General features: G+C 37.4%; 24 protein-coding genes, 1 tRNA gene and 1 other RNA gene. 9 read left to right on the forward strand and 17 right to left on the reverse strand.

Annotation, left to right across the window (positions count from 1 at the left end):
- Positions 1-56: 56 nt before the first annotated feature.
- The gene (locus BUB87_RS01040) at positions 57-914 is read right to left on the reverse strand and encodes a phosphatase PAP2 family protein (RefSeq protein ID WP_073341222.1); all 858 of its coding nucleotides are present in this window, start codon (positions 912-914) and stop codon (positions 57-59) included.
- Positions 915-1,215: 301 nt separating this feature from the next.
- On the opposite strand from BUB87_RS01040, the gene BUB87_RS01045 reads away from it, so the two are divergent.
- Positions 1,216-2,463 (forward strand): M48 family metallopeptidase, encoded by a 1,248-nt coding sequence (locus BUB87_RS01045; protein ID WP_073341223.1) that lies wholly within the window; start codon positions 1,216-1,218, stop codon positions 2,461-2,463.
- A 15-nt stretch (positions 2,464-2,478) separates the two neighbouring features.
- Here BUB87_RS01045 and BUB87_RS01050 read toward each other — a convergent pair whose 3' ends face one another.
- Entirely contained in the window at positions 2,479-2,997 is a 519-nt protein-coding gene (locus BUB87_RS01050; protein ID WP_073341224.1) for a YhcN/YlaJ family sporulation lipoprotein, read from the reverse strand.
- Between the two features lie 129 nt (positions 2,998-3,126).
- Between BUB87_RS01050 and ychF the strand changes: the two genes are divergently transcribed.
- Together ychF and BUB87_RS01060 are read left to right on the forward strand one after the other, a co-directional pair.
- The gene (ychF, locus tag BUB87_RS01055) at positions 3,127-4,215 is read left to right on the forward strand and encodes a redox-regulated ATPase YchF (RefSeq protein ID WP_073341225.1); all 1,089 of its coding nucleotides are present in this window, start codon (positions 3,127-3,129) and stop codon (positions 4,213-4,215) included.
- Positions 4,216-4,372: 157 nt separating this feature from the next.
- A complete protein-coding gene (locus tag BUB87_RS01060; protein WP_073341226.1) occupies positions 4,373-4,732 on the forward strand; it encodes a cupin domain-containing protein in 360 nt (119 codons plus the stop codon).
- Between the two features lie 124 nt (positions 4,733-4,856).
- Here BUB87_RS01060 and BUB87_RS01065 read toward each other — a convergent pair whose 3' ends face one another.
- The 5 genes from BUB87_RS01065 to BUB87_RS14495 form a co-directional block, all read right to left on the reverse strand.
- Positions 4,857-5,576, reverse strand: a complete 720-nt coding sequence (locus BUB87_RS01065; RefSeq protein ID WP_073341227.1) for a glycerophosphodiester phosphodiesterase — start codon at positions 5,574-5,576, stop codon at positions 4,857-4,859.
- A gap of 37 nt (positions 5,577-5,613) precedes the next feature.
- Positions 5,614-6,612 carry a CehA/McbA family metallohydrolase gene (locus BUB87_RS01070; protein WP_073341228.1) on the reverse strand — a complete coding sequence of 333 codons (999 nt, stop codon included), beginning with the start codon at positions 6,610-6,612 and terminating at the stop codon, positions 5,614-5,616.
- A complete protein-coding gene (locus tag BUB87_RS01075; RefSeq protein ID WP_073341229.1) occupies positions 6,590-7,072 on the reverse strand; it encodes a hypothetical protein in 483 nt (160 codons plus the stop codon). Before BUB87_RS01075 ends, BUB87_RS01070 begins: the two co-directional genes overlap by 23 nt.
- 300 nt (positions 7,073-7,372) lie before the next feature.
- On the reverse strand, positions 7,373-8,809 hold the full coding sequence (locus BUB87_RS14490; RefSeq protein WP_073341230.1) for a recombinase family protein: 1,437 nt from the start codon (positions 8,807-8,809) through the stop codon (positions 7,373-7,375).
- 48 nt (positions 8,810-8,857) lie between these two features.
- Positions 8,858-9,055 (reverse strand): recombinase family protein, encoded by a 198-nt coding sequence (locus BUB87_RS14495; protein ID WP_073341231.1) that lies wholly within the window; start codon positions 9,053-9,055, stop codon positions 8,858-8,860.
- An 869-nt stretch (positions 9,056-9,924) separates the two neighbouring features.
- Between BUB87_RS14495 and BUB87_RS01090 the strand changes: the two genes are divergently transcribed.
- A tRNA-Ala gene (locus tag BUB87_RS01090) sits at positions 9,925-9,995 on the forward strand.
- Between the two features lie 233 nt (positions 9,996-10,228).
- Positions 10,229-10,531: a hypothetical protein gene (locus BUB87_RS01095; protein ID WP_073341232.1), complete on the forward strand. Its 303-nt coding sequence runs from the start codon at positions 10,229-10,231 to the stop codon at positions 10,529-10,531.
- A 41-nt stretch (positions 10,532-10,572) separates the two neighbouring features.
- On the opposite strand, the gene BUB87_RS01100 is transcribed toward BUB87_RS01095, so the two are convergent.
- The 7 genes from BUB87_RS01100 to BUB87_RS01130 all read right to left on the reverse strand — a co-directional run bounded on the left by BUB87_RS01100 (position 10,573) and on the right by BUB87_RS01130 (position 16,261).
- Complete coding sequence (locus BUB87_RS01100) at positions 10,573-11,064, reverse strand: GNAT family N-acetyltransferase (protein ID WP_073341233.1); 492 nt, start codon at positions 11,062-11,064, stop codon at positions 10,573-10,575.
- 84 nt (positions 11,065-11,148) lie between these two features.
- Positions 11,149-11,913 carry a prolipoprotein diacylglyceryl transferase gene (locus tag BUB87_RS01105; protein WP_073341234.1) on the reverse strand — a complete coding sequence of 255 codons (765 nt, stop codon included), beginning with the start codon at positions 11,911-11,913 and terminating at the stop codon, positions 11,149-11,151.
- Between the two features lie 24 nt (positions 11,914-11,937).
- Positions 11,938-12,288: a transfer-messenger RNA gene (ssrA, locus tag BUB87_RS01110) on the reverse strand.
- 32 nt (positions 12,289-12,320) lie between these two features.
- Entirely contained in the window at positions 12,321-12,791 is a 471-nt protein-coding gene (smpB, locus tag BUB87_RS01115) for an SsrA-binding protein SmpB (RefSeq protein WP_073341235.1), read from the reverse strand.
- Positions 12,792-12,849: 58 nt separating this feature from the next.
- Positions 12,850-14,466, reverse strand: coding sequence for a hydantoinase/oxoprolinase family protein (locus BUB87_RS01120; RefSeq protein ID WP_073341236.1), 1,617 nt, complete (start codon positions 14,464-14,466; stop codon positions 12,850-12,852).
- The gene (locus tag BUB87_RS01125; RefSeq protein ID WP_073341237.1) at positions 14,463-15,776 is read right to left on the reverse strand and encodes a histone deacetylase family protein; all 1,314 of its coding nucleotides are present in this window, start codon (positions 15,774-15,776) and stop codon (positions 14,463-14,465) included. Before BUB87_RS01125 ends, BUB87_RS01120 begins: the two co-directional genes overlap by 4 nt.
- Complete coding sequence (locus BUB87_RS01130; RefSeq protein ID WP_073341238.1) at positions 15,776-16,261, reverse strand: methylated-DNA--[protein]-cysteine S-methyltransferase; 486 nt, start codon at positions 16,259-16,261, stop codon at positions 15,776-15,778. The genes BUB87_RS01125 and BUB87_RS01130 overlap by 1 nt, the downstream gene beginning before the upstream one ends.
- Before the next feature lie 153 nt (positions 16,262-16,414).
- Here BUB87_RS01130 and BUB87_RS01135 point away from each other — a divergent pair, with 153 nt between their 5' ends.
- The 4 genes from BUB87_RS01135 to BUB87_RS01150 are packed head-to-tail and all read left to right on the forward strand — an operon-like array spanning position 16,415 to position 19,280.
- Positions 16,415-16,828: a Fur family transcriptional regulator gene (locus BUB87_RS01135; protein WP_073341239.1), complete on the forward strand. Its 414-nt coding sequence runs from the start codon at positions 16,415-16,417 to the stop codon at positions 16,826-16,828.
- Between the two features lie 15 nt (positions 16,829-16,843).
- On the forward strand, positions 16,844-17,722 hold the full coding sequence (locus BUB87_RS01140; protein WP_073341240.1) for a metal ABC transporter substrate-binding protein: 879 nt from the start codon (positions 16,844-16,846) through the stop codon (positions 17,720-17,722).
- Positions 17,722-18,486 (forward strand): metal ABC transporter ATP-binding protein, encoded by a 765-nt coding sequence (locus BUB87_RS01145; RefSeq protein ID WP_073341241.1) that lies wholly within the window; start codon positions 17,722-17,724, stop codon positions 18,484-18,486. Before BUB87_RS01140 ends, BUB87_RS01145 begins: the two co-directional genes overlap by 1 nt.
- Positions 18,480-19,280, forward strand: coding sequence for a metal ABC transporter permease (locus tag BUB87_RS01150; protein ID WP_073341242.1), 801 nt, complete (start codon positions 18,480-18,482; stop codon positions 19,278-19,280). The genes BUB87_RS01145 and BUB87_RS01150 overlap by 7 nt, the downstream gene beginning before the upstream one ends.
- Before the next feature lie 31 nt (positions 19,281-19,311).
- Here the strand turns inward: BUB87_RS01150 and BUB87_RS01155 are convergent, their stop codons facing one another.
- From BUB87_RS01155 to BUB87_RS01165, 3 genes are read right to left on the reverse strand one after another with little or no spacing between them, the layout of a single operon-like run.
- Positions 19,312-20,466, reverse strand: a complete 1,155-nt coding sequence (locus BUB87_RS01155; protein WP_073341294.1) for an amidohydrolase — start codon at positions 20,464-20,466, stop codon at positions 19,312-19,314.
- Between the two features lie 20 nt (positions 20,467-20,486).
- Positions 20,487-22,634: a Tex family protein gene (locus BUB87_RS01160; RefSeq protein ID WP_073341243.1), complete on the reverse strand. Its 2,148-nt coding sequence runs from the start codon at positions 22,632-22,634 to the stop codon at positions 20,487-20,489.
- Positions 22,635-22,647: 13 nt separating this feature from the next.
- Positions 22,648-23,721, reverse strand: coding sequence for a tartrate dehydrogenase (locus BUB87_RS01165; protein WP_073341244.1), 1,074 nt, complete (start codon positions 23,719-23,721; stop codon positions 22,648-22,650).
- Between the last annotated feature and the right edge of the window lie 77 nt (positions 23,722-23,798).

Consider the following 23,798-nt stretch of genomic DNA (forward strand, 5'->3'; position numbering starts at 1 on the left):
TGTTATGCGTAAGATCTCTGATCATCTTAACGTATAACATGCTTTTATACTTCCTTTTATCCCGTTATTCTCTTGTACACATACGGAACAAACAGGGTTATATATACCCCTAATATAAAATATTTCATATATGTAAAAAAAGGCGTTTTGAAGGGCATGATACTCAATCCAATATATATTATAAAAAGACCTGAAATTCCCAATAGATACGTTATAATCTTCGTATGTACCTGCATATTTCCCGCTTCATATCCAATATATTCTGCCTCTACAAAATACCCAAAAAGCATACCTGACATCGTCCCCATTGCAATCAATATATCATGGTGCCGGAATATTAAAAGCAACAGGACAGGAACAACAATAGAAATCATCATTTTGCATACGATGTTAAAGCTTTTTTTAATAGACAACCGATAATAAAATCGTTCAGCTTTTAATGAAACATATACTAGCGCAAGACCTATAGCAATACCGCCTACTACGTCTAAAGGCCAATGTACCCCTAGATACAATCGTGAAAATGAAACCGCTGCAATTAGCGCTATTGCTATTATATCCCATTTCCTGGACTTATAATAACATGCTATAATGCCCCAAAATGCCGTGGCATGTTGAGCATGGCCGCTGGGAAAAGAATATCCTCCTGCAGTAGACACAGCTAACGAACGAATACCGGGATAACCAATAGGTCTTTTTATTGCTGTTAATTCTTTGAAAATCGTGTTCAAATATACTGATGCAAGAAACACCAGCCCTAGTTTTAATCCGAATCTTTTATTTACATGCCAGTAAAAATATGTAATAAAAGCGAAATAAAAAAATTCACTACCTAAATAGGTAATGCAAACAAATAGAACATCAAAAATCGGACTATGTATTGACTGGATGATCTTTAAAAGTTCAACCTGCAAAATAATCCCCTTTCTCCTTTTATTCTCCTTTATTATATCATAATATTATCTTATTATGTCATACAGATATTTGAGGTCGTAACGCATTCCATCAAAGTCGCTTACGACGCTATTGAATTTTTGGAAAGCGACCTATTTTACAAAATATTGTAAATTACAAATTGAAGGAATTGATGATACACCTTTAATTTTATTGGTATTTGTAGTAAAATTATTTATAACCTGGTTTAGTTAAAAGCAAATTTGCAAAAAAACAAAACCAAATAACAAAGAGAATAATAGTAAAGAGAGGAGCCTAACAATGGATAATTTTAATCTCTTTAAATTTAACAGATACTGGACATTATTAATATCAATTGCCTTTATTTTTTTTCTGTTATATCTTTATTACACATTATTTCCGGGTAATATATCTCCTGATGTATATAGATACTTTACGCCAGCTGAAGTCGCCAAAGCGCGAGAATACCATAAAATTAATAGATTGTTATACATATTTTCATTTTTAATCGATGCCGTTTTTTTCATTTGGCTCGTGTTTGGAAATGGAGCAGTTAAAATATCTCTTTTAACGGAAAAGCTATCATCAGGACATTACTACCTAAACGTAAGCCTATTTTTTATAATTTTATGGCTAATATTAAAAGTAATATCTTTGCCTTATAGCCTATACAGCTACCTCTTAGATGCCAGCTTGGGGTTTTCCACCCAAAGCATTACAGCGTGGTGCCTTGACTATCTAAAAAATTCGATATTAGATGTGATCATCTCTTATTTAGGTGTCATATTATTTTTCTACGCTGCAAACAAATGGAGGTATTCCTGGTGGCTTCCCGCTTCTGTATTTCTATCTATAATGCTGTTTATTCAAAATTTAATATGGCCATATGTGATTGCTCCTTTATTTAACAAATTTACGCCGGTAAAAGATCCTGCAGTACTAAAGATGGTAGAAGAAATCTCAAAAAATGCCGGTATAAATATTAATAGAGTGGAAGTGATGGATGCCAGCAGACGAACGACACGGGCCAACGCGTACTTTTATGGTTTTGGGAAAAATAGGAGGATAGTACTCTACGATACACTCCTAAATAAGTATCCAAAAGATGAAATCAAAGCCGTGATCGCCCATGAAGCAGCTCATTGGAAGGAGAATCATGTGCTAAAAAGCCTACTAATAGGGATAATAGGAATTTTTATCGCCTTATTTATACTACATCAATTGCTAAAAAGTACATTGATATGGCCCCACGGCAAAAAGATTGCTGTAGCCTCATTAGCTCTGGTATATTTATCTTTAATATTAATAGGTTTTGATTCCAACCCAATACAAAATTATATCTCACGAAAAATGGAACAACAAGCAGATCTGTTGTCCGTTAGTTTCCTACATGCTAAACAGCCTGTCATCAAATTACAAGTAGACCTGGCCAAGAAAAGTCTTTCAGATGTGGAACCTCCAGATTTTATTGAGTGGTTTTCGTACACGCATCCCAGTACAATGCACCGCATCCAATACGTTGAAAAATCTAAAATCCTATCACAATAGTGATAGGATTTTAGTCTATTTAGATGGTGTTATACGCCTGAGGATTTCTGAAATCTCCCTAGCAAATCCTGATACAGGTTTGCCCCTGGCTATCTCAGCTGCAATGCTATTTATCCTGTTATACAAGTCTGGATCTGCTGTTACACTTACATTTTTAATAGCTTTATCGGTTGTTTTAACAGTTTTTTCCACTTCTTTTTTTACCTTTGTGATTCCTGTCTTCTCAACATGTCCTTTCATATCAATTCCGACCAATGCAGTATTTCCAGTAATAACAACCGTAGCTCTGTTTACATTGGGCAATTTTGCTACTGCAGCTGCTATCCGATTTGCTCTAGCTGCTTGAGTATTAGTTGCTCTGGGTGGCGTTGGTGCTGGCCTAGTAGGAGTCGTACGCGGGGTAATAGCTCTGGGTGTAACTTTAGTGGGTCTGGCTGGTGTCGGTTTTCTTGCAGCCGATGTGCATCCCAAAGAAATCGCTGAAAATATAAACAATATCAACAAAAGCATACTGAAATTTTTTATCTTTTTCATCTTTAAATCCACCTCCAAATCTTATTTTAACTTATTAAGTTTTATTTATACGGTATTGAATATTATACATTGAAGTGTTATACTGATTTTTGCATAAACGATGGAAATACTAATGAAAGGAAGAATGGGATGCAAATCGGAATTGTTGGTCTACCAAATGTTGGTAAGAGCACGCTTTTTAATGCTATAACAAAAGCCGGCGCTGAATGCGCTAATTACCCTTTTTGTACTATAGAACCAAATGTGGGAACAGTAGCGGTTCCTGATCATAGATTAAATGAACTGGCTGCAATGGTTAATCCTGCCAAAATCATTCCAGCCACTGTAGAGTTTGTGGATATAGCTGGTCTAGTTCGAGGCGCCAGCAAAGGAGAAGGTTTGGGCAATAAATTTTTATCGCATATAAGAGAAGTTGAAGCGATCGCTCATGTAGTCCGATGTTTTGAAGATCCCGATATAGTTCATGTGGAAGGAAATATAGATCCCATTAGAGACGTAGAAACGATAAACCTGGAACTTATATTAGCGGATCTAGAAGTCATAGAAAGGCGTCTGGAAAAAGCTAAAAAAATGTCCAAATCAGGTGATAAGCAATATATCCTTGAGACCGAAATCATCGAAAGGATAAAAAATCAACTGGAAGCAGAAAAACCCGTAAGGTCAATGGAGTTCAGCGATGACGAAAAAGTTTTTGTGAGGCAATTACAGCTTTTAACCTATAAACCAGTGATATATGTAGCCAATGTCTCAGAAGATGACCTATTAGAAGAAAACCAGTACGTCAAGCGTTTAAAAGAATATGCCCAAAAAGAAAACTCAGAGGTAATAGTTATATGCGCTAAAATTGAAGCTGAATTGGCCGATCTACCTGACGACGAAAAAGAAGAATTTTTAAAAGAGCTAGGATTGTCAGAGCCTGGACTAAATAAGTTGATAAGGACAGGATATAGAATTCTAGGACTGATTAACTACTTTACAGCAGGCCCAAAAGAAGTACATGCGTGGACGATAAAAAAAGGTACAAAAGCGCCAGAAGCAGCCGGTAAAATACACTCAGATTTTGAAAAAGGCTTTATAAGGGCAGAAGTAATAGGATACAATGACCTTATCTCGGCTGGCTCACCAGCTGCAGCAAAAGAAAAAGGCCTGATGCGCCTTGAAGGCAAAGATTATGTTGTGCAGGATGGAGACGTGATCGTATTTAGGTTTAATGTATAGCTGTGATTTAAAATATTTTTCATCTCTCATCTGGCTGCCTATATGGCTGCCAATTTTTATATAATTCTTCTTTTTGTTCTAAATTATAGTAAATAATTTCTGATTATGATAGAATATTTATAGTTAAATAACGCAAATTATAAGGGGTGTTATGTAAATGTTCAAACGGGCCCATGATATGGAAGTTGAACTGAGAAACCAGATGCGAGGAGGCAACGGTACTGTAAAAATAACACATATCTTTAACAAAGATGAATTACCAGAAAAAAGCCGTTTACTGGCACATCTAACTTTAGAAAAAGGCTGCTCCATCGGATTTCATGAGCATGTAAATGAGACAGAAATATTTTATTTTTTACGAGGTGAAGGTATAGTTAACGACAACGGCCAAGTCTATAAGGTAGCAGCTGGCGACGCCGTTAAAACGGGAAACGGAGCGGGTCACTCTGTTGAAAATACCGGAGAAGAGCCACTGGAATTTATTGCCGTCATTATATTAGAAGATGCAAACATCTGATATATTTCCATCGGTCCCATTAATCAGCCTTGCTATCTTCTAAAGGCTACATCGTAAAATTCTACCTTGTGACTTTTGATTAATGGGGCCGCTTTTTACATCACGCATTTTAGCTCACTACATTTTAGCCCAACATGTTCTTTAGTCTTAATAATGCTGGTACATTTCTCGTTGTAATAGAATCTACACCCATCTCTATCATCTTCTTCATATTATCTTCGTCGTCAACCGTCCACACAGATATAAGTAATGAGTTTTCTTTCGCTATTTCTATAAGACGAGGATTACATTTTTGATACTCCAGATTAATTCCGATACATGAAGCCGACAAAGCATTTCTTACATTTTGTTCGTTGAATTGTTCGAAAAAGTAAAAATCATCAGCATTTAAATAAAAGTCCAGATCAGGATAAATATGCTTCAAATAATATACCAGCTCATAACCACATCCGGAGATAACCACTCGATCTCTCACATTCATTTTTTTAATTGATTTTACCATTGCTTCAGCAGCAAACGGTCCTTTTAAATCCAGATTAATTCTTTTGTCATAAGATCGAACCATATCCAACACGTCATCCAGAAGAGCAATTTCATTATTACTTTCTCTACTAATTACTTTTAATTCTTCTAGTGTCAAATCATAAACATTTAGTATTTTTCCATCATTAGACATTATTCTATAATCATGAGCCAAAAAAGCAACTTTATCTTTAGTAGAACGAACATCAACCTCTATAAAATCCGCTCCTGACTCAAGTCCCACCAGAGCAGACTCTATAGTATTATCGGGTGTATCCATACATCCTGTATGAGCTGTTATCAAAGGAAATTTTCTACCCATAATATTTTAATACCTCTTTCTTTTTATAAATTTTACTTCACATTTTAAAATATATAGGATTAGTAAGTGCAATAAGCAATTGCTGTTCATCAATGAATCCGTACAATTCTGCTCTTATCCACTTAATGCCTGTATGTAATACATCAAATGAAAAATTGGGTCTATTCACATCAACAGGAACTCTAGCAATTTCACCTTTATTGCTTACAATTGATAAAGTCATATTTTCACCTAATCTCCATTGATCTTTTCTAACGGTAAAATCTATGCTTACATCTATATCAATACATCCATCCGATTTTTCTAGCTGTATCGTCTCTCCTATCGTATAAATCTTATTTACATTTTTTAATTTGCACTCCATCAACAGTAAAGGACCTGATGTAACCACTGCAGCACCATTAGCTATCGCATTCAATACAGCGGAATCAAAATCCCCATTTAACGTATCAATTCCTAGATATGTCACAGCAACATTTTTTTCGGCATTTCCACCAGAATGCCAATCACGACCGTAAACAGCAGTCGGGCGAAAGCCTTGATTCAATAAATCAGTCCAAAAATCCAAAGTTCTCATGTTGCTTGACTTGTCTTTTAAAACATCACTCGACATAACCTCAATATAATCAATGTTGTTCCAATCTTTTACTTTATATTCCCAATAACATCCAGTACACAGCGGGCTTCCAATACGAAAAGGGTGAGCAATACCTACTATTGCACCATGATCATGTATTTTTTCTATACTCGCATCAATATTATCTATCTCTATATTTCTCCAATCTTCATACCTCTTTACTCCTAGGATAACCATATGCCCATAAAATGTCGTCCATTCCAAACCGCTTATAATGTGTACACCGGTTTGTTTCATAACATTATACTTATCACTATTTCCCGAAATCGTATTGTGATCTGTTAAAGCAATGCATCTTATCTCCTCTTTTTTTGCTTTTTCTGCAAGCTCCATCAAACTTTGTCTTCCATCACTATGGGTGGTATGGGTATGAAGTTCACAAGGAATCCAATATTTCATGTTTTTCTTCTCCTCCCCAAACAAGAACATTATAACGACATTCATTTGTAACAACCGCATGAACACTTAATGTCAGCAACCAATCTCCTTCAATAATTTTCCCCGGGATAAATCCATCTGTAGCTTCATTTTCCGATATGTATATTTGCTGGCAAGGAGAAGGACGGTGAGCAGCTCCTCTGAATTTTTCAGGATCATCCAAAGATAATGTCAAAAGATTTGTAACAGGAAGATAATTTTGCCATATACCACTTATATGTTCTATACTGTCAAGAGTATACTTTTTTAAGCATTCAACAATTATTTTCTTTGCATTGTCTATGTCTGTTTTTTCTTTTGGGGTATAGGAAAATTCTATATAAAGTACATTTACGTCCCTTTCTATCCTAAATGGGTAACGTATATGGCTTTTGGAATTATCTGTACTCAAAGTCCCCTTTACATTTAAAAGTATACTCATTAATCTCACCTCCTGTAACCGATTGAGTTTTTGTTCCCTATAAATCGTATTTTAATTTACATTACAAATTATGTCAATAAGCGCCTTTATTTCGTAATTTGCAATATTTACAAAATAGGTTGTTTCCAAAAAAATTCAATAGCATCGGCAAGTGCCTTGACTGTGATATCAAATTGCTGATGCTAACATTCTTTTGGATAAAAAAATAAAAATTCCGGCACCTAATCAAGGTGCCGGAATTCCGCTTGTAATGCTGGTGGAGATAAGGGGATTCGAACCCCTGACCCCTAACATGCGAAGCTAGTGCTCTCCCAGCATTGTCTTGTTAACATCACCAAAAATATCAATTCTCGAGGTATTGATAAACTGATTTAAATGTATTTTAACGTGAACATCAATCTTATCTCTATATACTACTATCTTATCTATGATTTGTGAAAGCATCATTTTCTTTTTACTTATACTTGCCTTTTCAAAAACTTCTTTCCAAACAGGGATAGTATTCTTTAATTCAATCATATCATTAACTTCCAGCTGTTTGCTTTGCAGTTCTTTTTGTAATTGTTCTATTTTACTGTCTATATCTTTTATCTCTTTTTCTTTTTCTTCTATTAATTTACTAAGCCTATCTGGCGAGAAATTACTTTGTCCTTTTAGACTTTTAAGTATTTCATTGTTTAACAAATCTAAATCTTTATAATTTTCTTCATTCGCTTTTTGTAGCTTATTTATTTCTTCTTCTTTCTCTCTAAGTAATTCTCTTTTGTATTTTTCAATCTCATGAGAGAAATCAACTTTCTCTAAATTATCTAAATATTTATAAACTTGTTTTAAAACTAATCCTTCAATTTTCTTTTGTCCATAAGTTGTTTGTCCTTTACATTTAGTTTTATTTAATAGTTTTCCATTACATCTATATTTACCAATGATTGTCCTCCTCACCGTTCCATCTTTTCTTTTCCATTCTTTACAATGATAAGTTGTTGATAAAGAAGAACCACAATATCCGCAATAAATATATCCAGTAAATAACAATGTACCATAAGATGGTGGGCGGACAAGTAAAACTTCTTTTTCTGGATTTTTAACAGCAAAAGGACTTCTACTTTTTCTAATCTCATGCACTTTTTCCCACATTTCATCAGGAATAATTTTCAATTCTGAAATTTGGTTAGAAAGTAGCCATTCATCTTTACTTCTTCTATGAACTGCTCCTGATTTTTGGGAAGTTTTTCCGTATGATAAATAACCATTGTATATAGGGTTTCTAATAATATTGTTAATTGTTGTTGAACCCCATTTCTTACCATTACGTGTTGGTATATTATTATCGTTGAGGTATTGAGCAATTCTATGTGTACCATATCCTTCATGATAAATAAGTTCAAAAATTTTTCTCACTACTTTAGCTTCTTCCTCATTTATAGCAAGTTTATGTAATTCATTTCCCTTTTTTCCGTATTCACCTGTACCTACTAATTTATATCCAAACGGAACAGCTCCGCCTCTATATAAACCTTCTTTTATCATTTGTTTATGTTTAGTATCAACTCGTATAGAGGTCTTTTGACTTTCTCCATTTGCCTGCCAAAATCTAATATAATTTATTAGCTTATCTACATGACTGCTAAATTCTTGTTTTCCTTCCACAGTAGACCAAACTTCAACTCCGATACTGTTAAAATATTCTACAATAAATGGAGTTTCATCATCTCGTCTTCCTAACCTATCAAACATAAAAACTAATAGAATGTCAAATAAACCATTTTCAGCATCAATTTTTGCTTATTGTAATTTATCTCTTTCATGAGCCGATATTTTATAACCACTCACACCTTTTTCTTCATATTCTTTTACTAATACCCACCCATCTTGTTTAGCTATAAATTCTCTACACGCTTTTTTCTGCATAGGTATATCATTATCATCTAGCTGTTTAGTTGTAGATACTCTATACAAACAAGCTACTCTCTTTATTTCCATATGCTGCAACTCCTTTATTTGTATTACTATACAAGAATGATTCAATATATATATTATTAACACTCCAGATCATACCAAACTAAAATAAAAAAATCAATACCAAAATTGGTATTAATAACAATTATTATTCTATCACCTGTGGTGGTTGGTAACTATGAAATATAATACTCTAAATATTTCCTAAAATCGTCGATTTTAAAAAAATATGATAAAATAAAAATATGAAAAAATATTTCGCCAGAATTTAAATCCAAAGTTTTACTGAAAATTTTGAAAGAACGGAAAACTTTAGCTTAAATCGCATCAGAATATGAGGTTGATCCATCTCTTCTAAGTAAATGGAAAATAATGATCTAAAAAATCTCCTGCGATTATTCAAGAAAATGATAAAAAGATTGAAGATAGAGAGAAAACCCAACAAAGGAAGGTAGATGAACTTTACAAAAAATAGTGTTAAACGGCTCATTATTCCAATTAAAAAAATACTCTAAAACTGCAAAATAAATTATCCTTATCTGCTGTGCATAATAATTAAATTTCTCGCATCCAGATTAAAGACTTTGCCCAGTATATTGATAAGAATGACGTTCACCTTGTTACAGTGAAAGTTTATAATTAGTGGGCATATCGCTATGAAGGAGCTCTTAATAGGATAGAGAATACAGTGGTATTATTGTGTTGGAACGAGAGAGCATTAAGAACGATAAAGCATTGCATGCATTTTTGTGTACAGATGTAGAGTCAAATACCCAAACAATTCTTGATTATAATTTCTTCATCTATAGTAGAGTAATATAAGTATTTTACAGTGTTGTCAACCATTTTAGTCTTTACTTTTACTTAAGTTTATATTATAATATCTACTTGACGGGGACATAGTTTAAAGGGAGAATGCTACATTCGCATTGTAGTGGTTCGGGTTCGATTCCCGATGTCTCCACTACTTAAATAGATAGCAGCTAAATATAAATAGCTGCTATTTTATTTTATCCAATAATTTGGTAAAAACGGATTAAATACAAATAGATATTAGCTTTTTACTGTTGGTAAGAGTTTATTACAATTTGTATTTAAATAATTTTGTAGTATTCAAATCACGAATCAAAGTTACTCACAAACCTACAGTATATGAATAAATATATAGCAGAGTAAATGCGTTATGAGGTGAAATTTATGTATAATGATGAAAAAAAAGGCCTCTTTAAAAAGATGTTTGATTTTCTAGGCATTAAACATACCCAGAAAGACATTGTCAAATTAGATCTTTACGGCCTAAGTATCACCGTATCACGAAAATTAGATATAAGCGTTCCCCATGAAATCACAGTTGTGATACCAAGAGCAGAAATAAGAGAAAAAGCCGTAGATAAAAATAACCAGCAATGGGATACTGAAATAATTTTAAACAGCATCACCATTGTACACGCTCCCAGACACTCCTTGGCAGCCCATCCTCATATATCATCACATAAATAATATAATAGACAAAGTCCAATCTTCTCTGGACAAACTCTATATCATAACATAATCTGCATATAAATTACATCTATCCATTGATCAAATTTATATCCTACTTCTTTGCACACACCCGTAATCTCAAAGCCTAATTTTTTATGTAAATTGATACTTTCCACATTTTGAGATGAAATAACACCCACAATCGTATGATAACCCAATTCTTTTGCAGCATTTATGAGTGTTTTTAGTAATTCAGTCCCTATGCCCATACCTCTATAATCTTTTTTAATATAAATAGAATCTTCTACTGTATATCTATACGCGTATCTATCTCTAAATCTGCTTATACTGGCCCAGCCTACAATATTTCCATTTAACTCTGCTACAAATATCGGATAATCATCGCCATGGGATAGAAACCATTCCTTTCTATCCTCCAGTGTCTTAGGTTCCACATCAAACGTCGCAAAAGACGATAAAATCGCCTCATTATAAATCTCCATAATCCACGGCACATCTTCTATTTTTGCTCTCCTTATAACTAAATCCATCAAACCTCTTCTCCTTTTATGCAATATAAAACACATATATTATAGCACATGCATAATATATGTGTAGTATTTTATATATTTCAATTAATTTGGTATTTGAGCATCCTTCTTCACCCTTACCATCATCCAATAAGCAAGTAAAAGTATGAACGGTGTAACCACCTGAGTGGTAGTAAGCAATCCAATTCCTAAGGCTCTGTTGTAATAAATCGGCAATAGCAGTGGCGTATCCTTAAAGGTCTCTTCAACAACTCCTCTTATCAATTGATAGTAAAATATAAAAGACCAGAACTGATATCCTTCAGGAACTCCTTTCTTTTGCAAATAAAAATACCTTATCAATAAAATAATACCAATAGATACGCCAATCAGTTGATCAGGCCATCTTCTAAAAGCAAATATTGTTGTTCTCCCTAAAACCTCGTGGTTAAATATATTGCCAATCCTAACAAGTATATTCCCTACCGCAAGACCTACCACAGCATAGTCTTCTAAAGGGTTAATCCTTTTCCCTTTCTTTCTACAATACCAAAGGCCTGCTAAAAATCCTCCCAATACGGCGCCATGCCATGAAAGCCCACCTTGATATACTTTTAATATCTGAAGGGGATCATTTATAAACCATTGAGGTGTATTTGTTAGCACAAACATCAATCTTGCGCCTATAACACCACATATTACAACCAGTAGGAGAAGATTGGTTATAAAGTCATCATCGTAGCCATTGGCAATAGCTTTTTTATATAGATAATACATACCAATGCCTATGGATATTGCCATAAAAATGCCATACCAATGGACAGCTATCGGGCCTATATGAAAAGCTATAGGATTCAAAGGTAACTCCATAAAAATCCTCCATCTAATAACAATTATTGGAGGCGCGGGGAATCGAACCCCGGTCCGAAGGTACCGAAACAAGAGCATCTCCGGGTGCAGTTGCTGTTTTGAAATTCGCCTCAAGCGTCTCCCAGCAACAGGATACGCTCTCAGCTAGCTTCATAAATGCCGATTCTCCTCAAAGCTTTGGAGAACCCGTTCCCCGCTAAGTCGACGCCCAATCCATCAATGCGGGAATTGATGGTTGGACGGCTACCTGTTAATTAGGCAGCTAAAGCTACTCTATTGTTGTCGTTTATTTTTTCTCCAGGTTTTAACGTGGTCCCGGACCCCACGACCCGCTTCTCTTCCTCCGGTTACCCCCGTCGAAACCAATACGCCCCCATGTCTTAAATACTATCTTAAAAATCTTAAAATCACATTCCTATATTGCGAACTTTAAATTCTTTTTCCATTTCCCTTTGAGCCGTTTTCTTTGCTATCACATCTCTTTTATCATAAATCTTTTTGCCTTTTGCTACAGCCAGTTCAATCTTTACAAGACCACGCTTTAAATATATCTTAAGTGGTACAAGAGTATAACCGCCTTTTTGCACATATCCCGCCAGTTTATTTATCTCATGCCTGTTTAAAAGCAATTTACGGGTGCGCAGCGGATCCTTATTGTATATATTGCCCTTTTCATATGGGCTTACATGCATATTATACAACCAAACCTCATTGTCCTCTACCCTTGCAAAGCTATCTTTTAAATTAACCCTACCTGCTCTTATAGATTTTACTTCCGTACCTGCAAGTACTATACCAGCCTCATATCTTTCTTCTATGAAATAATCATGATAAGCTTTTCTGTTTTCTGCTATAATCTTTATATTGTCTTCCGCCATATTTCAACACCCACGACCTCTCTTGTACAATTTATTATAACAGAATAATATATCGGTGTCAAATACGATTACTATCGATCAACCCTGGCTTTATAGCTGCTTTTATTCTTATATTTTTACCCACGGTATAAAATCCTCTGACCATATTAAAACATTGTTCTTCTATTATCCTGCCATCTCCCTGGCTTTTTAATATATTTAGAGCTATATCCCTGGCTTCTCTTAAGCTAAAATTTCTATCTATTCTTTTTTCTATACCTTTCTCAGGTATAACCATAAAGCCCTTTTCTGTGTCAGCCAGCAATGTTATCTCTGTCGTAACGCGGCTTAAGGCTGCACCTACAGAATTAGCAAGCTGGTACATCCGCGGCACCACAGGTTTTAGGTTTAGGATCGACGCGATTTTACCAACTATCGCCTTTGCAGGTCCTCCTACGGCTATTACCGCTTTAGGTTTGACCTTTCTCCCAGATATCAATTCTTTTACCGTATACACAGGTTTGTTGTTGATCTCTTCCATGGACCTATTTATCTCACTTACAATCGCATCACAAACCATGTCGTATATTTTGTAAGCGACGGTCTTTACATCAATACCCATTTCTTGAGCGATTTGTTCCATGCCTTTATAAGACTTGGATATATCCCCATAGTTGCAAAACCCCAGCACATTAAAAGCATCAGTAGGCGTAGGATATTTTCCTCCCAATGCCATGGCTTTATCTAATCTCTGTGGCCCTACAAGTAAACGGCCATCTTTAAGCCTGACAGTACTATCCCCTCCTATGCCAATTGACCGTGAATACAGAGCTTTGACCACGGTTTTATAACCGCCTATCTCTATTCCATTTGGTTCATAAACAGGAACACCATCGATGAAAAATGAAATATCAGTCGTGGTTCCCCCTATATCCAGCGATACAGCATCTTCATCCACATCAGTTAAAGCCAGGACTCCCATTATACTTGCAGAAGGACCAGACAATATGGTATTTAGAGGAAATCTCACAGAAGCCTCCAGGTCCATAGTCCCTCCATCAGCTTTTAGAACATACACAGGACATAATATGCCCATTTCCTTAAGGGCACTTTTCAAGGAATCTACAAAGTGCTTATAGATTTTGTGAACACAGCTATTTAAATACGTAGAATTAACTCGCCTTGGAAAGTTCAACGTACCCGAAAGCTCATGACCCAACGTAATATGTTTAAAATTTCCTATCAGATTATCCTTTATATAATTCTCATGGGAGGGATTTCGCACAGAAAACTTACCTGCAATTCCTATATATTCATAGTCTTCAACGTATTTTCTCACCCTATTTATATCCTCTTTTGTTATTGGGGCGATTTCAGTACCTCTGTGATCAATATAGCCTGATATACTGCAATAATTCACATCAAAGTACTCAGAAGGACAAATACCAGGACCCGGTTCTAAAATCATGGCTACAGGTTGTACATTCCCTTCTACAATTGCATTAGTACAATGGGTGGTACTTATGGTTATGCGTTCTATATCGCTGTTCTTTTTTATAACCTTTCTAAGAGCATTAAATATATTTTCAGATAGATATTCCCTCTCTATAGGTATCTTTTCGCTAGCTACAATCTCACCTTTTTCTATAGCCACCACATCCACATTAGTTCCGCCAACATCAAGGCCTATTATCATATTACCACCTTCTCAAATAAGTCATTTTTCTTATCCTGCAAGTATATCATTTTATACTTTTTTTGTGCCTTTTCCCATTCTTCAACACCCTTTTCGTAGCAGCTGTCGCAGGCATCTGTAGGGATAGTAATAGCGTATACAGTTTCTCCATTTGCATAAGATTGGATACACGTAAGGCCTGAACAATGATAACAAACCCACGTCGTTTCTTCCTGATATTCCATGATATTATCAGTATCGTAATATATTCTCCTCTGCCGCCGTACAATATCCCTTCCTTTTACATAGCGCTCCCTTAATGCATCCTTTTGTCGCCAATTGTCATAAACTATATCGCAGACCTTCTTTATATAATCCATCTCGCGGGGTGACTGCTTTGATATCTCTTCCCTGTAATCAGGCTCTTTTATGCCACTAAAATCAAGTCCTGCCATAGCCAGCATAATCCCTAGATTAACATACGGCAAAGCGCCTTCAATGGAATACCCTCCTTCTAATACCGCAATGTCAGGATCCAATCTCTTATTCAATTCAGCATAACCTCTTGCTGATATAGCCATATTGGTAATAGGGTCGCTATAATGGTTATCCTGCCCAGCGGAATTTATCACCAGGTCGGGTTTAAATTCCGATAAAACAGGTAGCACCACATGATCGATTACATATAAATAACCTTCGTCTGTAGTCCCTGGCGGTAATGGTATGTTTAGTGTATACCCGTAAGCATTGGGACCACCCAGCTCATCAGGAAAACCAGTTCCAGGATAAAGCGTCCTGCCATCCTGATGAAGGGATATAAAGAGGGTATTTTTGTCATGCCAGAATATGTCCTGCGTCCCATCGCCATGATGACAATCGGTATCTACAATAGCTACTTTCATATTCCCATATTTTCTCCTAATATATTCAATCATAATCGCTTCATTGTTTATAATGCAAAAACCCCTATCACCCCACACTACTCTATGGGCATGATGGCCTGGTGGCCTTACGACAGCAAAAGCCTTATCCACTTTCCTCTCCATGACAGCCTCCGCCGCTCTTATGGCTCCACCTGCAGATATAAGGTGGGATTGCGTTGCCCTCGTTTTTACATCAGGAACGCATATGTGTACGCGGTTTACATCCTTTTCACCTGCAATGTCAGGATTAATCTCCCATATGCCTTCAATGTCAAAGATGCCTTCTTCCATTATTTGATCGTGAGTATACAACAGCCGCTCTTCTCTCTCTGGATGAGTAGGTGAGATAGCCCAATCATATGCAGGAAAGAAAACAACTCCCAGGGTATTTTGAGCTTTAAGTACCACTACAGCACCACCCCCTCTATCCTCAAAAGTTTCTTTTTTAAATCTATATCATACGCAAATCCCCCGATAGTCCCATTGCTGTTTATAACCCTGTGGCATGGCACGATTATAGGTACAGGATTGCGATGTACAGCCCCTCCCACAGCCCTACAGGCTCTAGGACAATGAATGCTTACAGCTATATCCTTGTACGAAACCAATTGTCCATAAGGTACTTTCATGAGGACATCGTATACAGATCTCTGAAAGTCCGTAGTCACTATGTCAAGGTCCACCTCAAATTTTTTGAGAGCACCGTTAAAATAGTCATTTAATTGCCTCGCCACTTCTAAATTTTTAGATTCATCGTACTTCCATTCTTTTCCCCTACCTTCAAGCCATTTTCTAAACTCATCACTGTCAAAACTTATTTTAGAGAGCCCTTTTGAGCTGGATGCAATATAGATTTTACCTATAACAGTCTCCATCGTTGAAATAAAGAACATCTTATCACACCTTATAAATTATTTCTACTTAATACTATATATCCTTTATCGTTAGAATACAATAGATGATTCTAATATGAAATATGTTGACAAAACAATTAATTAATATTACTATACTAAATAGTAATATATTCTTATTTAAGAGGTGATATTATGACAAAAGAGGAGGCCGTTAGCTGTTTAAAAAATCATCATTACAAGTTAACGCCTCAAAGGGAAATTTTAATTGATATCTTTTTACAGGTAGACGGCTACATTCCCGTAAAAGATGTATATGAAAGGGTCAAAGAGATATTCCCACAAATAAGTCTGGATACGGTGTATCGAAATCTGCAGTTGTTATGCGATATCAATATATTAAATTCCACAAGTATTGGGAATAATACCCTCTATGAAATGAAAAAGAGTATTCACTCTCATACATTACAGTGCGTTAAATGTGGTAATTCTTTCGAGTTGCAGATATGCCCTTTAGACTATTGCGTAAATAATCTAGATGATTTTAAAATTTTAGATCATAAATTAGAAATCTATGGTATTTGCAAAAAATGCCAGTCAAACAATTGACGCGGAGGTATTAATATGAAAAAAGTTGTTCTCGTATTGTTATTAGTAGCTGTGTTAATGTTATCTGCGGCATGTAATAAAAATGCAGAAAATGTTAGTGGCAAAAAAATCGTATATACGACAATATATCCGCTTTATGACTTCACACAAAAGATAGCTGGAAATAAATTAAGCGTAAAAAACATTATCCCTCCTGGCGTTGAACCCCACGAGTGGGAACCCACCACAAAAAATGTAGCTGAAATGTCAAATGCCAGCCTTGTACTGTACATTGGCCTCGATTTAGATTCATGGGCTGTAAAAGCACAAAATGGATCTCAAACAAAGTTTATAAATGTATCTAAGGGGGTCCCATTAATAAAAGAAGGCAACGCTATAAATCCCCACATATGGCTTTCTCCCAGTAGAGCTATAATAATAGCCAGAAATATAAAAGACGCATTGATATCTATTGATAATAAAAACAAAGCGTATTACGAAAAAAATTATGAAAACATAAAAAATCAACTGCAAAAACTGAACAAGGATTATTCTGAAGAACTTAAAAACACCTCAAAAAAGTCTTTTATCGTATATCACTCAGCGTTTGATTATTTGGCACAAGATTACGGGCTAAAGCAAATATCATTGACAGGTCTAAGCGATGAACAAGAGCCTTCTCCATCCAGAGTGGCTTACGTAATGGATTATATAAAGAAAAACAAAATCAAGTATATATTCACAGAACCTCTGACATCCCCTAAAGCTATAAAAACCATCGCAGCAGATACTCATGTTCAAGTGCTTCCACTTAATACTATAGAGGGTTTAACGCAAAGTGAAATAAAAGAAGGTAAAGATTATTTTTCGCTTATGAGAGAAAATTTAAATAACCTAAAAAAAGCACTGGAGTGATGGCTGTGGAAAATATCATCGAAGTCAAAAACGTCAGTTTTTCCTATGGACAAAACCAGGTATTAAATGATGTGTCTCTTACAATTAAAAAAGGAGAATTTATCGGCGTGATAGGTCCCAATGGCTCTGGTAAAAGTACCCTTATGAACCTGATTATAGGTAAGCTCAAAGCCTCTCGGGGTCAAATATATATATTTGGCGAAAGCATAGATAAACTCAAGCAAAAACATCTAATAGGTTACGTGCCCCAGAGGTCTTTTTCTTTTAATTTATCATTTCCGGCCACAGTATTTGAAGTGGTGATGATGGGCCTTTACGCCAGCATTGGATTATTTAAGAAGCCAGGAGCTATACATCGTGAAAAAGTCCATGATGCTCTCAAAATCGTAGATATGTATGAACACAAGGACACACTTATAGGAAATCTTTCAGGGGGGCAGATGCAACGGGTATTTATAGCCAGATCTATCGTATCTGACCCACAGATCTTAATTCTAGACGAACCAACAGTCGGCATCGATGCCAGATCCGAAAAAAACCTTTTTGATCTCTTAGAAAAACTGAACAAAGCAGGTATAACGATTATAATGGTAACCCATGATATCATGGCAATCACAGAAAAGGTAAGCAGAATTATATGCCTCTCAGGCGGAAAAGTAAACGAACACTGTACAGCTATTGACTTGCTGGAGGCAGGGGCTTCGGATTTATACGGATACCCTGTAAAATTAGAAAAACACGAACACGGTGGTGAAAAATTGTGAGCATATTTTCTTATGATTTTATGATAAGGGCCTTTATAGCCGGGGCAATTATTTCAATAATAGCTCCCCTTGTGGGTAATTATCTGGTATTGAGGCGTTTATCTCAGATGGGCGACACCCTGTCCCATGTAGCCCTAGCTGGCATAGCCGGCGGGATGCTATTGGGTACAAATCCAACTATAAGCTCAGTGATATTCGTTTTACTTTCATCCTTTGGAATAGAAAAGTTGAGAAAATCATACTTCAGATATTCAGAAATATCCATAGCTGTGGTTATGTCAGGTGGGATAGCCCTGGCAGTGTTGCTTTTAAGCCTAGCAGGAAGCCGGGCCACAAACGTAGTGAGCTATTTATGGGGCAGCATCATTTCTGTGACCACCGCTGATATTAAAATTATAATAGTACTGGGTATCGTGGTAGTTATAACAATAGTTTTAATATACAAAGAACTGCTTTACATAGCTTTCGACGAAGAAGCAGCAGGCGTATCAGGTATACCTATAAGCACTATAAATATGGTATTTACTATACTAGTCTCCATCACCATCGCGGTCTCAATGAAGATAGTAGGTGCGCTTCTGGTATCAGCTCTCATGGTAATACCTCCTGCTGCCAGTCTTAAAATTGCCAAGAGTTTTAAACAGACATTGTTTTATTCCATACTGTTTTCATTCATATCAGTATTCGTTGGTATAATAGTATCCTACTATTTAAATCTATCACCAGGTGGTACTATTGTAGCAATCGCTCTTTTGATTTTAGGTTTTACAAACATATTAAAGCCCCGTCTTTGAGAAAACTAGGGGTTTTATTTTATATTCCCACCTATCGCTCGTACACTATCTGACCGTTTATAATAGAATAAACACACCTGGTTTTTATTTCCAGAGGATCTCCATCAAATATAGCAATATCTGCATCTTTGCCCTCTTGGATACTGCCTACTCGATCATCTATCCCGATTATCCTGGCAGGATTTATGGTGATGGCCTTTAGAGCCTCGTAATAGTCCATGCCTTCTCTTACCGCCAGACCAGCACACAAAGGCAGGTACTGTATGGGTATCACCGGATGATCCGTCATAAGAGCTACTGTAACACCGGCTTTAGCAAGGATGCCCGGCGTCTTAAACGTAAGGTTTCTCAGCTCTACTTTCGACCTCTCCGAAAGGGATGGACCTACTATGGCCGGATACCCTTCTTTCTTCAGATCCTCTGCTATAAGGTGTCCTTCAGTGCAGTGATCCAGCGTCAATTTGACATTAAACTCCTTGGCTATCCTTATAGCGGTGAATATATCGTCAGCCCTGTGAGCGTGGGCTTTTAATGGGATTTCCCTTTTTAACACTTTTATAAGCACCTCTAATCCCAGGTCCCGCTCAGGCTTTTTATCAGGATCTTCCTTACCGTGCTCCAGTTTTTCCATATACTCCTGCGCCTCTATAAGCTGCTGCCTCAACAACGCCGCAATAGCCATTCTGGTAGTGGGCATTTTCTTGTGATCATTGTAAACAGATTTGGGGTTTTCTCCAAAGGCCACCTTAACCGCCACAGGCTCTTTGATGATCATATCATCAACCCTGTGACCATAGGTCTTCATGGCAACAAACTGCCCTCCTATGACATTGGCACTGCCAGGCCCAGTTACCACAGAGGTTATGCCCGCTTCCCTGGCCTCCTGGAAATTGCGATCCATGGGGTTTATGCCATCAATGGCCCTGAGCTCAGGAGTTACAGGTTCTGTAGCTTCATTGCCATCAGCCCCTTCAAAACCCACTGCGTCCTCCCACATACCTATGTGGCAGTGAGCATCTATGATGCCTGGCATGACAATCATTCCCTCAGCATCAATGACTTTGGCACCAGGCGCAGACAGATCTTTACCAACTTTTACGATCTTTTGGCCATCAATTAGTACGTCGCCGCACTCATAGTCCTCACCTGACATGGTATAAATCCTTCCGTTTTTGATAAGAAGCAATTTCTCTCCTCCTCCCACATTTATATTCCTCTCATAGACAGAGAAATCCTGTTGCGCTTTAAATCCACATCCAGCACCCTTACCTTCACGATGTCCCCTACAGAAAGGACATCCAGCGGGTGTTTTACGAATTTATCGCTTATCTCCGATATGTGAATAAGGCCATCCTGATGGACACCGATGTCCACAAAAGCCCCAAAGTCCACCACATTTCTTACGGTACCCGTCAGCACCATACCAGGTCTCAGTTGTTCGATGGTCATAACCTCTTTATGAAATATAGGCGGTGGCAATTCATCCCTGGGGTCTCTACCCGGTTTGGCCATCTCGTTTAATATATCGCTTAAAGTAGGAACACCTATGCCTAGCTTCTGTGCTAGATCTTCTATGTCCTGTCTTTTAGCGTCATTAGCGATTTCCTGCAACTTCTTCTCATCTAAATCCTTCATCCTGTAGCCATACAGTGCCACGAGGTTTTCAACCACCCCATAAGATTCAGGATGAACCGCTGTATTGTCCAGAATATTTTCACCCCCAGGTATTCTCAAAAACCCTGCGCATTGCTCAAAGGTCTTATCTCCTAGCCTTTTCACGGACTTTAGCTGTTCTCTCGAAGTAAAAGCCCCTATCTCAGATCGATATTCCACAATAGCCTTTGCCAGCGCAGGTGTTATCCCTGACACATATCTTAAAAGAGAATAAGACGCAGTATTCAGGTCAACTCCCACGCTGTTCACACAATCTTCGACCACCCCATTTAAAGCTTCTTCCAGCTTTTTTTGATTTACATCGTGCTGATACTGTCCTACTCCTATAGATTTAGGATCTATTTTCACCAATTCTGCCAGCGGATCCTGAAGCCTTCTGGCTATAGATATAGCTCCCCTCAATGAGACATTGATGTCAGGAAACTCTTCCGTGCCCAACTTTGATGCTGAATAAACCGACGCTCCTGCCTCACTCACAATACAGTATTTTACATCTCTATCCAGTTCTGATATCAGCTCAGATATAAAAAGCTCGCTTTCTCTGGATGCCGTCCCATTCCCTAAAGATATGATATCAACACCATATTTGTAAATCAATTCTTTTAAAATCTGCTTTGCACTTTCGGTTTCGTTTTGCGGCGGCGTGGGATAAACCGTAGCTGTATCCAGGAGTTTACCGGTTTCATCTACTACCGCTATCTTGCATCCGGTCCTGTAAGCGGGATCAAAGCCCATGACTACCTTTCCTTTTACAGGAGGCTGCAGTAAAAGTCTTCTCAGATTTTCTCTAAATACCTTTATAGCCTGTTCTTCGGCCTTCTCCGTGAGCTGGGACCTTATATCCCTTTCTACTGAGGAAGCTATAAGCCTTTTATAGGCATCTTCACAGGCTTTTTCTAAATAGCCTCGGGATATACTGTCTCCTTTTACGATGCGCTTCTTTATCATGTCGATGAGCTTCTCTTCGTCCACCTGTATCTTTACAGACAGATAACCTTCTTTTTCTCCACGGTTTATAGCTAAAATCCTGTGTGATACGATGCTAAATACCTTCTCACTGTAATCATAATACATATCATAAGGGGAACCTTCATCTTTTTGCCCTTTTGTAACTATCAATCCTTCCTTATATGTAACCGACCTTATAAGCCTTACGATGTCAGCATCATCGGATATATTCTCTGCTATTATGTCTATAGCACCGGCTATTGCCTCCTCTGCGCTGTTTACACCTTTTTCAGAATCTATATACTTCTCAGCTTCTTTTATCACATCACCTGAAGCCCTCTGTTCCATGAGAAAAACAGCCAAAGGTTCTAATCCCTTTTCTTTAGCGACGGTAGCCCTGGTCCTGCGCTTGGGCCTGTAAGGCTTGTAGAGGTCCTCTACCTCCTGAAGGGTTACACAAGATAATATTTTTTCTTTAAGCTCATCGGTGAGTTTACCCTGTTCATCGATAAGCCTTATGACGTCCTGTTTTCTCTGCTCTAAATTTCTTAAATAAGTAAGCCTATCGTAAAAATCCCTCAATACCTCGTCGCTCAGGTTACCTGTGACTTCTTTTCTGTACCTGGCTATAAAGGGAATGGTATTTCCCTCATCTATGAGCTTTATAGTATTGACAACCTGAAATTCTTTTAATTTAAACTCATCGCACAACAGCTGCACAATCAAATCCATAGCCAATACCCCATTACACCAGTTGTCTCATTTTGTTTCTTACCGCTTCTCCTACCTGCTGCGTAGTAGCTTTCCCACCAAGGTCGGCTGTGAGATAAGTTCCCTCTTCTGTTACGGCCTCCATGGCTTTAAATACCAATCTTGCAGCATCGCTTTCACCTAAGAAATCCAGCATCATTGATGCAGTCCATATGGCTCCTATAGGATTTGCTATGCCTTTGCCCGCTATATCTGGAGCAGAACCGTGCACAGGCTCAAACATAGAGGGGTACTTCTTCTCAGGGTTTATATTAGCGCTGGGCGCGATGCCTATGCTGCCCTGCATGGCAGAACCCAGGTCTGTAAGAATATCGCCAAACAGGTTGGACGCCACCACCACGTCTATCTGCTCAGGTTTTAATATGAAATAGCCCGCCAGGGCGTCGACGTGCATCAGCCTTGCAGTCACATCAGGATAATCTTTTGCCACTTCGTTAAATACCCTATCCCAGAACACCATGCTGTAGTTCAGCGCATTGGATTTAGTAGCTGATATAAGGCTCTTTTTACCACCTCTTTTCCTGGCCAGCTCAAAAGCGTATCTTATAACTCTTTCAGTACCTACTCGCGTAAATATAGAGGTTTGAATAGCAGTCTCAGATGGGGTCCCTTGATGAACAATTCCACCGGCACCAGAATACTCCCCTTCTACGTTCTCCCTTACAACCACAAAATCTATGTCTTCAGGTCCTTTCCTCAAAGGGCTCTGGATACCTTTCAACAGCTTAATCGGTCTCAAATTTATGTACTCATCAAATTCCTTTCTTATAGGCAATAATAGTCCCCAGAGGGATATGTGATCAGGCACTCCGGGAAATCCCACAGCTCCCAGGTATATGGCCTCGTGATCTTTCAATATATCAAGGCCGTCCTCCGGCATCATCCTGCCTGTTTTCAGATAATACTCGCAGCTCCAGGGCAGGTGAGTGTACTCCACATCAAAGCCACCCGTCAATTCCTTTGCGGTATCTATTACTTTTATTCCTTCATTTATCACATCAACGCCGATACCATCACCAGGTATCACCGCTATCCTGTGTTTATTCATATCAGTTTACTCCTTCCCAATTTATTAACCTTATGATGGATATGCAATTTTACATTAAAATCACAATCATATTATAT

Origin of the sequence: Caldanaerobius fijiensis DSM 17918, assembly GCF_900129075.1 — a bacterium.
In the GTDB taxonomy this organism is placed as follows: Bacteria; Bacillota; Thermoanaerobacteria; order Thermoanaerobacterales; family Caldanaerobiaceae; genus Caldanaerobius; species Caldanaerobius fijiensis.